A 13748-nucleotide genomic window follows, 5' to 3' on the forward strand; every position below is an offset into this window, starting at 1 on the left:
TATCAACATTTATGCTGTCCCATTTTAAGTCTATAGCTATTTTCACAAAGATAAACAGGCTCTGTAAAACAAGATATGGCTAGATAAAGTAATCTCTTTTCATCTTTTCACAAGTTTTTCACTGTTTCTTTTCATAAAATTAGTGAAAAACTTATTTTGTTCAATTAACGCTTTTAGTTTTTTTGTCTAATAAATCCAGTTATTTTTAATACCAAAGCTCTATTTTATCACTAATAAATAAAGTACTTTCTCCAATTATAAAAAGAACGAGATTTTTTTATCTCGTCCTCTATCATTCTTCTATAAATTTATAGCCATTCTTTATTAACTTTAATATAAAGTCGTTTAGCTATCTCAGTGGCTATTACATACGCAATAATAATCCCAATCAACCACGGCCAGTAGTTACTAGGTAGCGCCCTAAAATCAAAAGCGGTTCGTAATGGACTGATCACCAGAATTAAACCTCCAAGAATAGCTGCTATACTCGATAAAACTAGTGGTAAACTAGCGCGACTTTGGATAAACGGTAATTTTTTCGTTCTAACAATATGCACCACTAATGTTTGACTAATCAGCCCAACCAAGAACCACCCTGCTTGAAATAGTCCTTGTTGTGCTACTGTATTGGCTCCAAAAACAAACCACATAACTAAGAAGGTTGCGATATCAAAAATACTACTAACAGGACCAATACATAGTGTGAATTTCAACAAACCAGTCGTTTCCCAAGAAACGGGTTTAATAATGTCCTCTTCGTCAACATTATCCCATGGTGTTGTTAATTGAGCAATGTCGTAAATAAGATTTTGAATGAGCAATTGAATAGATAACATCGGTAAGAATGGTAGAAACGCACTTGCTACTAATACAGAAAAGACATTCCCAAAATTGGAGCTAATTGTAATCTTGATATACTTCATCATATTACTAAAAACTTTACGACCTTCTAAAATCCCATGCTCTAACACATTCAAGCTTTTTTCTAATAATATAATAGAACTAGCATCCTTAGTAATATCAGCTGCGGTATCAACAGAAATACCGACATCTGCTTTTCTAAGAGCTGGCGCATCATTAATGCCGTCTCCCATGAAGCCAACTGTATGCCCATTTTCTTGCAGAAGATTAATAATACGAGACTTTTGCATCGGAGATAATTTTGCAAATAGATTGATTCCATCTACTTTCTTTCGTAGGTCCTCATCAGACAGCTCTGCAATTTGATTGCCATTTAAAACATCATCTACTTCAATTCCAACATCTTTACATACTTTACGAGCAACAATTTCATTATCGCCAGTCAAAACTTTGACATTAACGCCATGCTCATGAAGTGAAGATATTGCCGTTACAGCAGACTGTTTGGCAGGATCTAGGAAGCCAACAAACCCAATCAAAATCATGTCAGTCTCATCTTTAATAGTATAAACAGGTTCTTGATGGACATCCTTACGATACGCAACGGCGATTACTCGCATCCCCTGTTCATTCATTTTGATATTAACCTGACGCATTTGAGCCTTCAATTCATCCGTTACCTCAACTAGTTCACCATTGATTTCAGCAAAGGAACAACTATCTTCCATTTCCTCTACTGCTCCTTTGGTAACCATTAAGTGATGACCATCTACTTCCACCGCTACTGTCAAACGCCGACGTGAAAAATCAAAAGGAATCTCATCAATCTTTTCAATTGTTTTAAATAAGTGTTTCTCAGGAAATTTATCGTAGTAATTAATCACCGCATGATCGATCAAATTTTTCCAACCCGTTTGATATTTTGAATTCAGATAAGCCATATTCAAAACAGCATCATCCTCATCACCAAGTGGGTTAACGTGCTTCACTAAAACAACACGATCTTCTGTAATAGTTCCTGTTTTATCCGTGCATAGAACATCCATACTGCCAAGATTTTGAATAGATGCCAGCTCTTTTACAATTACTTTTTCCTTGGATAATCTTAGTGCACCCTTGGCCAAATTACTCGTCACAATCATTGGTAACATTTCAGGTGTTAGTCCAACTGCAACTGCAATTGCAAAGAAGAAAGCTTGGCTCCAATCTCCTTTAGTAACGCCATTTAATAACAAGACAACAGGGAATAAAACAGCAACCATTCTTAATAAAAGTCGACTAACCTTTGTAATCCCCACATCAAAGGCAGTATTTCCACGTTTGCTACTCGCGCTCTTAGCAATGTCACCAAAAAAAGTTCCTTCACCTGTTCGCAAAATAATTGCTTTTCCTTGGCCACTCAAAACATCCGTTCCCATAAAAACTAAATCTAACATATCTAGGGCGGTAATATCCGCTGTTTGATTTTTTTTGACATCAATCCCAGCATCTACGAACTTTTCAACCGGCATTGACTCACCGGTTAAAGATGACTGGTTCACAAACAGGTCATTCGTCCAAATCAAGACAGCATCAGCGGGAATCATGTCTCCCGTTGATAACGTGACAATATCTCCAGGCACTACCTCATCCATTGGAATTTCTATTGTCACACCGTCTCGTGTTATCGCACAAGTATTTTCAATCATTTCTTTCAATTCAAAACTTGCCTTTTGAGAGCGATAATCTTGGATAAATTTAATAATAACACTACATGAAATCATAATTCCCATAATAATTGCGGCATCATAATCACCAGTTATAGCTGAAACAACCAACAACAAAGCTAAAACATAAACAAATGGATCTTGAAACGCATGCAGCAAGAGTTTCCATGCTGGAATTGGGCTTTGAGCGGCAATTTCGTTTGGGCCATGCTCTTCTAAACGTTTTAAAGCATCTGCTGTTGTTAATCCCTCTGCTGATGTTCTAAACTCCATCATTAATTCTCTCTCAGATAATGCCGCCAATTTTTTTAATTCTGAATCCTTTACTTCTTGACGATTAATTTTTAATGTTGCTTTATTTTTCTTATTTGTAGTCATCATTTTCTTTTCCTCACTTTCATGCGAAGAAAAAAGTTAGACATTTTACTAACTAAATAGAGTAAAATCATCCCTTACTGAAACAAGGTAATAATAATTTACTAAGTATAATTCAGCTATAAATAAGTTGAAATCACTTCAGCTTACGCTCAATTCTATCGAGCTTCACTAGATTGTTTCTTCAATTTATTTAACACAACTTAGACCTATTTCAAAAATAAATTATCATCCATCAGTAATTCTAGACTTATTCGGTTCGGAAAATAACTTAACTGTTTTCTCCGCTTTCGTCTACTTCCTGGTTCAGCTGGTTCTTGTTGCGATTGTCGTTCCATTTTCCTCACCCTCTCTAGTTACCCGACTAAGATAAAACACCTAAATCAAAGTTTGACTGCTTCTCAAAAATGACAAAAAGCACTTCTCGGCGTGAGAAGTGCTCGCAATTAAACAAAGGTTATATGCACAGCAAAAAAGTAATCTCAACGTCGAGTTTTAGCACTATATGGCTTAGACAATTACTGTCAGCTACATTAAGAAGAGCCTTTCTCGACAATTCCAGTTGACCCATTGGCATCTCTCGATGTTTTTGGGCAGCAGCGTATTTCCATATAGGAGCCTCACCTAACAGATTATTTGGTTTTTATTTTAGGTACACCATAACTATAGTCGCTTATTACAAGAATGTCAAATGTAAACAAATAAAGGCACCTAAACACTCATTTAAGAGCGACTAGGTGCCTTTTTAAACTATGCTAGATTAAGCGATTTTATAGTTCAGGAATACTATTTGCACTTTTTTCCCATAGTTCTTCTGGGGTATATCTATCTTTTCCATTCATGACCACAGTACCATCATCTTCTATTTCAAATTCAGAGCCTATCCACATATTCGTAGAGACAGCTAATAAATTAGCTCTTTTCCCTTTACCTCTACTTGGAGAAAAAGCATCACTCATTTCTTTCGTATAATGGGATCTAAGATATTTCGTTTGTCCATTATCGAATTCTATCTGTAAAATATTAGAAAGATTTTTTACTTCTACTACTTTAGGAAATTCTTTAGTCATTGTTCTTCCTCCTCAAAATTAAAAGACTTCTATCTAAAGATTATTCTACTCTCATTATTTTAAAAATCAAGAAGTGACCACTGGATATTTAATTCTCAAAGTATGCAAGATTAAATAATTTTCATATATGATAATTTTCTGTAAATTGTTTTTTTAGGTATATAATTAGGCGATCTGTAATTCACCCTATTACAAATTTGATTTATAGTTTATAATTGAAAATAGTTAAATAATAAGTAAAGACGGTTGCTTTTTAGTTCAATAATAGGCAGCATGTGATTAAAGATAAGAGTTGGTATCTCTACAGGAACCAATACGTGACCTCCATTCTACACCGAATGGAGTTTTTTTGCAAAGTTTCGAATATCTTTACAGCCAGTTGGCAATACTTCATAGTAGGGGGTTAGGTTTCAATGACTATAAACATACTAAGCAGTACCTACTAACAAATAATTATTACAATATTATCAACGGTTACAGTAAACACTTTACCATTCCTTCAACTGGGCGGTATGTGACTAATTCAACTTTTGACGAAATAGCTCACTTATACTTTTTCGATAAAGAAATTAAACACGCACTTTTCAAATCGATAACAGAAGCCGAAAATCATATCAAAAGCATTTTAGCTCATAGATTTTCTCAATACTATCAAAATAAGCCTTACGCATACTTGGACATTAATTGTTATGACAATTCTAAAGCGCTTAATCTTGGTTGGCTTATCATTGATTATCCAAAATAATCAATGATAACAACAATAAGAGAAAAACGGAAATTCTATTGATCATTACGTCAATAAGCACGGTGATGTACCTATTTGGGATCTTATTGGTTACTTAGATTTCGGCGAAATGAATACATTATTTCAAAACTTACCTAGCAAACTTAGAAATAGAATTGCCAAAAATCTGTGTAGTTATGTTTCGGAAAACCTAACTCTCACACTTCCCTTCACTTCTGAAATAATGGAATCTTTTATTAATAATATTCGAGAAGTTAGAAATGTTTGTGCTCATAACAACCGATTATTAGACTTTAAATGTCGAGCAAGTGTTAAACATTACGGCGATTTGCATTCTATTTACAACATTGCCCCAGCGATGAAAAGAAGGATGTTTATAACACCTTTATACTATTACAATGTTTTCTTAGCAAAACCCAATACGCCTTATTGCATAATACCATTAGAAAAAGGATTATTGCTCTTGACAATCAATTAAACTCTATTCCTACCAACAATATATTACAAAGTTTAGGTTTTCCGAATGATTGGCATATAGTTACTCAAAAACTAGCTCAGTAGTCTACAACCAACTAAATTAAAAAAATAATTACAATATTAGATGCCGTTCGCTAATAATATTAGGTATAATATTTTATAAAGGAGACGTGACGATGAAAAAAGGAACATTAATTTACGGACCAACGCCTATCTTTGGTGGTCAAATTGGCGCAAATAAACAAAATGTTATATCCTCACTTTTCGGAATGGGAAGTAACAAAAAAATAGTTACTGAGGTTACAAAAGAAATAAAATCTCAAAATCTACATTGGGATTTCAACTTTGATCCCACGGAATCTGATTCCAGTGAAATAATGAAATTAGATTTTGATTTAGTTGTTATCTTACCCACACTAGAGAAAAAACTTGATACGAGTTCTATTCCAAGAGATCGTATAATCCAATTATCTAGTCTAGAATATCAACAAAATGATGTCACTCGAATAATCAATTTCATGACAAAACATTCATAAACAACTGTCCGTGTGGTAAATGCGGACTTTTTAATTTGTAAAGAAATAACGATGCAGTTTTATAGCAGGATAGTTTATACTAACTTAAGCTATCACAGAAATGCTATGCACATATTCATCTAAACGAAATTCCCTAATTTCAGTGATAGCAGCCAACCATTATCCTCATAAGTATTGGCTGTTTTTTATGTCACAAAATATAGTATTGATATTTTGGATCAATTATTGTATAAATAAATTATAGCATTAGCACTCCACTGCTAAGCGCTAACTCACATTGTCGCTAGAAGCGACACCTTAACTTTTATTTATGAATTTATTATTTGAAAGCGAGGTGAATTTCTTGAGTGTCTTTGATCTTAATGAACGTTTAAGCCAATATAGATTCTACTACACAACTAAAGAACCTACATCAGGTGTTAATCATGTTATTCATAAAAAAGATTGTAGCCTTTTAACAGAAGACGTTCTTCAACGACAATTTATTACCTACGAGTACACCCCACTAAATGCACTTGAAGCAGCAAAGAACGGTGATAGACTAAAGTCATTTATTCTCTGTGAAGTGTGTTGTAATGACAAATAAAATAATCAAAAAGTGTAAAAAAGAAACTAGATTTTCAGATGTATCTAGTTTCTTTTTCATTTTTGTACATTTAGCACTAGTATCGCTAAGCCAATTAAGTTATAACGAAAACGCTATCACAACCTAAACCTCAGTTATTTTCTTATACAAGTTGATAGCACACAGTTTGGCAAAACACTCTACTTGTCGAGCTGTTATTTTTATTTTGGTTGATAATAATCTTCTAATAATTATTGAAATGGAAAAATAATATCGTTTATAATTGATAAGCCATCACTTGGTTAACACACACCTAGTAACAAATAATCCCTAATACTAGTGATAGTAGCCAGTCGCTTAACTCGCACGTAGTGACTGGCTTTTCAATTTATTTTCACCTTGCTCTCATCTCTTCCTTTCTTCTGCATCTAGGATAGGTTTATAATATTTCTCCTCCGCTTCTTTTCTAGCAGCAATTACATCATTTATGTCTGCAAAAGTTCCTAAACTAATAGTCTTATTTTGAAAACCTATTTGAGCTTTCCAGTTGCTGGACGCCTTCATCTTATATATGCCTTTAACCCCCGAAATATTTTTAGAACTTTCTTTTTGCTTAAGCGACGAAACACGTGTTCCACCAACACTATCTTCTTCATAATATTTTCTCATCTTATTCATTTTTTATCCATACTCTCTTTACCTATGTTATAAACACAACCACATGATTGGCTTATTCCATTTGTTAAGGTTAGTACAAACAACTTCTCTCTCATTCCCGCAATCACACCTGCATAGCCATAACCATTGTTTGTGCTTATTTTTTCTTGTTCTTTTAAGAACAGTCCAATTTCCAAATTTCTCACCCACAACTATCATTTCAAGTCTTCTTTTAGTATTTTTATGATCTAATAATACCAAAAATATCAAAACAGATTAAACTTATGCAGCTGATCTTATAAAAAAATCAAAACTATCTTTTTATTTTATACCAAAATAAAAGCCCCCATCTACTCTGAACAAATTGATAGAGACTTTCATTTTTTATTTAGATATAGTTATAGTCCATGAGTTAAAACCAATGTTTGAGAAGCCACCAACGCTATTGCCATAAAGTCGTAATCGTGAAAATAACTACTAAATAGCCTAACTCGTCCATTTTATTCAATAATTACTTTTCAAAGTCACTATTAATACTGACATAGCTAGCTTTGGCTATATTTGTCAATTTTTCCCAAACCATAAACTGGCAAAAAGGCATGAGTTAGCCCCTTTTACAATAAATCATATCTATGAGAGAATAATCTCTGATGATCGCTAGTTACTTGTGTGACACCAGTCTTTTTTTACTAACACAATTCCTATAAAATTAATAATTTATACGCAGTCAGTTGACAACAGATTCGAGCGTATCATAATAAATTTGATTGACTTAAAAGGCTTTTATTTCAGCCTTAACGTCTGAATACGTCCATACAATAACCAGCTATCCTCTGTCAACTAATCACAGACATGTACTAATTTTTTCAATAAAATTAAATAACTTATTTTGAATTAAGTGAAAAATATGTAAATAATAATTAGGCTCATAGTTAAAATAACACCATAATTTTATCACACATACAATAAAAGTCATTCAGACGACAGATACTCTATCGCCTAAAAACTGCTTTAAACACCATAAATTCAACACTCTCACTTAAATTTACGACTCCCTCCTGTCAACTGAAACAAGATATCAGCTTAATTTTTGTTTTCAATTAAATAACTTATTATATTAAAAAATGACGATCTCATGGTGTCATTTTCCATACAGCTTTTAAAGCCTTAACCAATTTTAGACTATCTTGATCAGTCAAACGTGCGAAATTAATCCGCAGCCCTTGTGGCGCGATACCAAAAAGAAAGCTCGGCATCGTCAAAATCCCTTTTTCTAACAATAAATCAAATGCCTTTTGCTTAAACCCTTCCTTCTCCCAGCTAATCCATAAGTAATAACCACCATCTGGAATAACGTAACTAATCTCTTGCCCAAAATAAAAATTTAAATGAGTGATTAAGACGTTACGCCTACGTTTCAATTCTTTCCTCAATTTAGCCACTTGATTATCAAATTCACTGTTCCCTAACGCGTTAGCTGCCAGCACTTGTGGAAAAATACTCAATGTAAAATCCATCTCTTGACGTGCCTCTGCCAACTGCTCCGCCACTTTAGCTGGGGCACTCAACCATCCAATTTTCGTTGTCGCTCCCAATAACTTTGACAGTGACCCGATATAAATTACATTCTCACTATCAAGTTGCTTTAATAGAACTGGCTTTTCTTTTTCAGAAAAATACAACTGGCTGAAGACGTCATCTTCTACAATCGGTATTTGATACTGTTGACAAATACTTACTAATTGTTTTCGCCGACTAAACGACATCGTTGTACCAGTCGGATTTTGAAAATTTGGATTAACCAACACCATCTTAATCTTTCTTCGAATAATCATCTGTTCTAAACGATCAATTTTCATTCCCTGCCTATCAACCGGGACACCATATAACCTGACCCCTGCTGCTTGAAAAATCGACAATGGATAAAAAGAAGAAGGCTCTTCGATCGCAACAGCATCTCCACTTTGCAATAACACTTGGATAATTAGAAATAGGGCTTGTTGGGCACCTGAGGTCAATAGCAATTGATCAATCGTTAACCCAAGGCCTCTTTCTTTATTCAACCGCGCAACTATTTGTTCCCTTAAGGGCAAGTAGCCCAACTCATCTTGTAAACTTTCTTCCACTAAAAAGTCATTCCAAGAAATTCCCGGTAATTCTAATGACGGGATTAAGTCTAGCGGCAATTCTCCTGTATAAGCATCCACCAGAGAGGGACTAGCTGATTTAGCTAACTGGCTGAGCTTCTCCAAATAGGGAGGGCGCCGATTGAATGCCCCTTGGGAAAGATAACTTCGCCAATTAGTTGCGGCACCTGTATAGACTCCCCACTTCCCTTCATTAATCAACGTACCACTTCCCTGTCGTCTTATAATGACACCCATAGCTTCTAATTCATCTAAAGCATGAACAACTGTTGAGCGATTGACACCAAACTCACTAGCTAACTGGCGCTCAGGTGGTAGTTTTTCCCCGGGTAACAATCGACCTTCCTTAATGTGATTAATAATAAGCTCTACAATACTTTGATAAATTGGCTGAGTTTTTTTTTCAGGTAATTGCCACATTCGTATCACGCCTTTACAATTGGATGAGTTAAAAATAACCCAATTGGCTGTTTTTGTCAATAGATGGATGAGGTATGATAAAGCCAATAAAACAATGACGGAGGTTAATTTACTATGATTCCAAAAGTACTAACTATTGCAGGTTCTGATTCAAGCGGCGGTGCAGGCATCCAAGCCGATCTAAAAACATTTCAAGAATATGGCACCTTTGGCTTTTCAGCCATCACAAGTTTTGTAACCATGAATCCAGATGAAGATTGGTCACATACAGTGACTTCTGTAGAACCAAATTTAGTCGATAAACAATTAAAAACTATCTATGCTGGTGCTCCATTAGCAGCCTTAAAAACAGGTATGCTTGGAGATATTGAAACTATTAGCGTAGCGCGACAGTATATTGACACCTATAAGCAAGAAAATATCGTCATCGATCCGGTTATGGCATGTAAAGGGACAACCGAATTATTGCAACCAGAAAATGTCGCTAAAATGACAGAACTACTGTTACCAGTTGCCACGATTACAACACCAAACTTAATCGAAGCAGGTATTTTATCAGGCATCGGCGAGCTACATACGGTTGACGATATGAAGGAAGCAGCTAAACGAATTATTGATTTGGGACCAAAAAATGTTGTTGTCAAAGGCGGTCGAAGAATTGCTGGCGATCAAGCAATTGACGTCTTTTACGATGGCCATGAATTTACCATTCTTGAAAATACGATGTTTCAAACTGATTATAATCACGGAGCTGGTTGTACTTTCGCTGCCTCAATTACTGCTGGTCTAGCAAAAGGTTTTACTGTCAAAGAGGCCGTTATTCAAGGCAAAGCCTTTGTAGCTGCTGCTATTGAACACGGTGTTAAAATAAATCCATTCTTAGGTCATGTATGGCATGGTGCCTATAATCACGCTGAAAACCGACTCTCTCGTCCTAAATAGACTAACGTTGCCATTCATATGAAAGGAGATATAACTATGGAAAATAAAAAACTTTCGACTGCAGATATTGTTCTAACGGGACTTTTTGCTACTCTAACTTTTGTCGGAACTATGATTCGAATCCCAATGCCAGCCGCCGTTGGTGCACCCTTTATTCATTTAGGTAATTCAGTCCTCTTACTGGCAGTTTTAATGATTGGTTATCGCAAAGGAGCTCTAGCTGGTGGTCTGGGCTTTGCTATCTTTGATGTCTTAAATGGGTTCGCCGCCGAGGCTCCCTATTTTATTGTTGAAAGCTTTATTGTTGGTGGAATTGCTACTCTCGTCTTTAATGCCTTCAATAAAAAAGACGACCATCTCTATAAAATAGTCGTAGTAGCTATTAGTGCTGGCTTAACAAAAATCGCCATGACCTTCTTAAAAAATACGGTGATGATGATGATTGCTGGCGCAAGTGTGAAACCCGCGGCAATCGGAGCATTAACAGCTCTTCCGGCCACTCTAGTTAATTTTGTTTCAACGATCGTCATTGTGTCAATCGTCTACTATCCAGTCAAACAAATAGTTACAACATTTTACAAACGCACCACACCGAATTTCAGTCGTTAAACCAAATAAAGAAGGCCGAAAAATAACTTCGACCTTCTTTATTTAATTATTTTTTTGGGACGTAATCCCAAAAATAGCTTTAAGTGCTTCTTGTAAAACACCTGCGATTGCAAATATAATCCAACTGTAAGACCATCTCATACCTGATCCCGTAAAGCTCCACAACAAGTAAATTACTACTACAATTGGCCAGTAGACAGCATCAAACAAGTGGTTAATTTTTTGATGTTTCACTTCCACTTTTGTCGGCTGACGATCTTTTGCATTCTTAAGTAAGGTATTAAAAGCTAGAGCAATGTTACCTGTATAAACAAGGAATATCACACCAATTGAAGCAATTACCAATAATAATCCCAGACCTAACCCGGTATAAAAATCACTATATGGCCAGATTGTTTGAAAAATAATAAAAGGAACAATGGACAAAATACAGGCTGTTACACCAAGGACGATAGATAAAATATGTGTTCGCTCATAGCTCCGCTTCTCCTCCTGAATAACCTCACGAGACGCTCCCGTCATAACAAAATCACGTTGAAGGTACTCGAAAGTATTATTTTTGTATCCACTAACAATAAATAACCCAACGCCTATCGCAACAAAAATCAACAGTGGCAAAAATCCAAGAGGAGAATCAAATCCAGCGGCAATTGTTAAAAAAAACGCGACTCCTAAAGCGCATAAAAAGACTCCTACCCCTATTCCAAGTCCAATCTGTCTCTTGGCCTCTACATAACTTAGTGCCTCAGTTAGATCCACAACAGGTATCGTTCCCTCTATTTCTGCTTCACTTTGATTGATTGCCATCTCATCTAATAATTCATCAATGTTTCCAAATTCTGAAATTACAACTCCGACAGCTTCATTCTCACTTTTCCCACTAGCCTTTAATTCATTGTATTTATCTTCCATATTAGCATAGAGATCATATTTTAATTGTAAAATATCTGATGTTTCTGGTAAATTCATAAACATCGTTTCTAAATAATTAGCGATCGTATCCATTACTGTTCTCCTCCTATAAATTTATTGACAACTTCTTTTGTTACTTGCCATTCCTCACGTTTAGCTAAATAAAACTCCAAGCCCGCTGGCGTTATTTTGTAATAGGTCCGCTTCTTTCCAAAAGTTTCATTACCTGGATAAGATTCAATATAACCATTTTTTTGCAAACGAGTAAAAGCAGAATACAATGTCGTCTCTTTAATAATGTACTTTTCATCTGAAATATCTTTGATTTGCTTCGATATTTCATAACCATAAGAATCTCCTTCTATTAAAATCGATAATATCATTGGATCATTATAGCCACGAATCACATCACTACTTATCATTTGCTCACATCCTTTTGCATTATCTTTTTTTACCACGTCTGATGTACTACGTCTGTCGAAGTAATTAAAGCTTATCACGATTACTACGACAGGTCAAGTACTTTTAACCAACAAAAAAACCGAAACGGCTGTCTCGGCTTCTTTGCTTCACTTAAAATTTATTAATAGATTATTGACGCAAAACGATCTAGCTGAAATAACTCTACTTTTGTTGCTTTCTTTTACTAAATTGAATCACCATTAAAAATTGAGTTTTTCACAATAACATAATCTACTTTACGAATAGCCCCAATGTCTTTACCGCCTGCATAAGAAATTGCAGATTGTAAATCTTGCTGCATTTCAGTTAAAGTATCAACCAATGGGCCTTTGTATGGCAAGAGTATTTTCTTACCTTCAACATTTTTCTTCTCACCCTTTTGATACTCAGAGGCGCTACCGAAATATTCTTTATACTTAACACCATCTTCTACTACAGTTTCACCTGGAGATTCTTCATGACCAGCAAACAACGAACCAATCATGACCATCGTTGCTCCAAAACGAATGGATTTAGCGATGTCGCCATGAGTTCGAATTCCACCATCAGCAATCAATGGCTTACGGGCAGCCTTACTACAGCGACGAAGTGCCGCCAATTGCCAACCACCCGTTCCAAAACCAGTCTTAATCTTTGTTATACATACCTTACCAGGACCAATTCCTACTTTGGTCGCATCTGCTCCCGCATTTTCTAATTCACGAACAGCTTCTGGTGTTCCGACATTACCAGCGATCACAAAAGTTTCTGGTAAATGTTTTTTTATGTGTTGAATCATGTTAATAACAGCATTAGAATGACCATGAGCAATATCAATCGTCATGTAATCAGGTACTAATTTTTTAGCCGCTAATTCTTCCACAAATTCATATTCATTCTGCTTAACCCCAACACTGATAGATGAAAATAAGCCTTTCTCAGACATCGTATTAATAAAAGGAATTCGTTTATCTTCTTCAAAGCGGTGCATAATGTAAAAATAACCATTTGCAGCTAACCATTCTGCAATTGTTTCATCAACAATTGTTTGCATATTAGCAGGGACAACTGGCATTTTAAATGTGTGATTGCCTAAGGTTACTTGTGTGTCACATTCAGAACGACTTTCTACGATACATTTGTTTGGAATCAATTGAACATCTTCATAATCGAAAATTTTCATGTTGATAACCTCCTGTTGAGTTTTTACTCACTATTTTAGAAAGAAAACACGAACATTAATAATAACTTCATTGTTTTATGTTTGCTTCCTAAGATAATTTAC

At 35.2% G+C, this 13748-nt stretch carries 14 protein-coding genes and 1 riboswitch; of the genes, 5 read left to right on the top strand and 9 right to left on the bottom strand.

The window, feature by feature from the left end:
- Positions 1-308 precede the first annotated feature (308 nt).
- The 3 genes from mgtA to AC5KOD_RS01740 form a co-directional block, all read right to left on the bottom strand.
- Positions 309-2948 (bottom strand): magnesium-translocating P-type ATPase, encoded by a 2640-nt coding sequence (gene mgtA, locus AC5KOD_RS01730; RefSeq protein ID WP_496912825.1) that lies wholly within the window; start codon positions 2946-2948, stop codon positions 309-311.
- Positions 2949-3151: 203 nt separating this feature from the next.
- Complete coding sequence (locus tag AC5KOD_RS01735; RefSeq protein WP_496912826.1) at positions 3152-3280, bottom strand: hypothetical protein; 129 nt, start codon at positions 3278-3280, stop codon at positions 3152-3154.
- 135 nt (positions 3281-3415) lie between these two features.
- Positions 3416-3581, bottom strand: a riboswitch (M-box (ykoK) riboswitch).
- Between the two features lie 131 nt (positions 3582-3712).
- Complete coding sequence (locus AC5KOD_RS01740) at positions 3713-4012, bottom strand: hypothetical protein (protein WP_496912827.1); 300 nt, start codon at positions 4010-4012, stop codon at positions 3713-3715.
- 379 nt (positions 4013-4391) lie between these two features.
- Here AC5KOD_RS01740 and AC5KOD_RS01745 point away from each other — a divergent pair, with 379 nt between their 5' ends.
- The 3 genes from AC5KOD_RS01745 to AC5KOD_RS01755 all read left to right on the top strand — a co-directional run bounded on the left by AC5KOD_RS01745 (position 4392) and on the right by AC5KOD_RS01755 (position 5770).
- Positions 4392-4757, top strand: a complete 366-nt coding sequence (locus AC5KOD_RS01745) for an Abi family protein (protein ID WP_496912937.1) — start codon at positions 4392-4394, stop codon at positions 4755-4757.
- An 85-nt stretch (positions 4758-4842) separates the two neighbouring features.
- Positions 4843-5235 carry an Abi family protein gene (locus tag AC5KOD_RS01750; protein WP_496912938.1) on the top strand — a complete coding sequence of 131 codons (393 nt, stop codon included), beginning with the start codon at positions 4843-4845 and terminating at the stop codon, positions 5233-5235.
- A gap of 175 nt (positions 5236-5410) precedes the next feature.
- Positions 5411-5770, top strand: coding sequence for a hypothetical protein (locus tag AC5KOD_RS01755; protein ID WP_496912828.1), 360 nt, complete (start codon positions 5411-5413; stop codon positions 5768-5770).
- 970 nt (positions 5771-6740) lie between these two features.
- On the opposite strand, the gene AC5KOD_RS01760 is transcribed toward AC5KOD_RS01755, so the two are convergent.
- From AC5KOD_RS01760 to AC5KOD_RS01770, 3 genes are all read right to left on the bottom strand, one after another.
- Complete coding sequence (locus tag AC5KOD_RS01760; protein ID WP_496912829.1) at positions 6741-7013, bottom strand: hypothetical protein; 273 nt, start codon at positions 7011-7013, stop codon at positions 6741-6743.
- On the bottom strand, positions 7010-7189 hold the full coding sequence (locus tag AC5KOD_RS01765; RefSeq protein ID WP_496912830.1) for a hypothetical protein: 180 nt from the start codon (positions 7187-7189) through the stop codon (positions 7010-7012). Before AC5KOD_RS01765 ends, AC5KOD_RS01760 begins: the two co-directional genes overlap by 4 nt.
- 936 nt (positions 7190-8125) lie before the next feature.
- Entirely contained in the window at positions 8126-9559 is a 1434-nt protein-coding gene (locus AC5KOD_RS01770) for an aminotransferase-like domain-containing protein (RefSeq protein WP_496912831.1), read from the bottom strand.
- Positions 9560-9673: 114 nt separating this feature from the next.
- Between AC5KOD_RS01770 and thiD the strand changes: the two genes are divergently transcribed.
- Both thiD and AC5KOD_RS01780 read left to right on the top strand, forming a co-directional pair.
- On the top strand, positions 9674-10501 hold the full coding sequence (gene thiD, locus AC5KOD_RS01775; RefSeq protein ID WP_496912832.1) for a bifunctional hydroxymethylpyrimidine kinase/phosphomethylpyrimidine kinase: 828 nt from the start codon (positions 9674-9676) through the stop codon (positions 10499-10501).
- Between the two features lie 36 nt (positions 10502-10537).
- Positions 10538-11110 (top strand): ECF transporter S component, encoded by a 573-nt coding sequence (locus AC5KOD_RS01780; RefSeq protein WP_496912833.1) that lies wholly within the window; start codon positions 10538-10540, stop codon positions 11108-11110.
- Between the two features lie 42 nt (positions 11111-11152).
- Here AC5KOD_RS01780 and AC5KOD_RS01785 read toward each other — a convergent pair whose 3' ends face one another.
- From AC5KOD_RS01785 to guaC, 3 genes are all read right to left on the bottom strand, one after another.
- A complete protein-coding gene (locus tag AC5KOD_RS01785) occupies positions 11153-12115 on the bottom strand; it encodes a permease prefix domain 1-containing protein (RefSeq protein ID WP_496912834.1) in 963 nt (320 codons plus the stop codon).
- Positions 12115-12444, bottom strand: a complete 330-nt coding sequence (locus tag AC5KOD_RS01790; protein WP_496912835.1) for a PadR family transcriptional regulator — start codon at positions 12442-12444, stop codon at positions 12115-12117. The genes AC5KOD_RS01785 and AC5KOD_RS01790 overlap by 1 nt, the downstream gene beginning before the upstream one ends.
- 224 nt (positions 12445-12668) lie before the next feature.
- Complete coding sequence (guaC, locus tag AC5KOD_RS01795) at positions 12669-13646, bottom strand: GMP reductase (RefSeq protein ID WP_496912836.1); 978 nt, start codon at positions 13644-13646, stop codon at positions 12669-12671.
- Between the last annotated feature and the right edge of the window lie 102 nt (positions 13647-13748).

It is taken from the genome of Vagococcus sp. WN80Y (genome assembly GCF_059621045.1).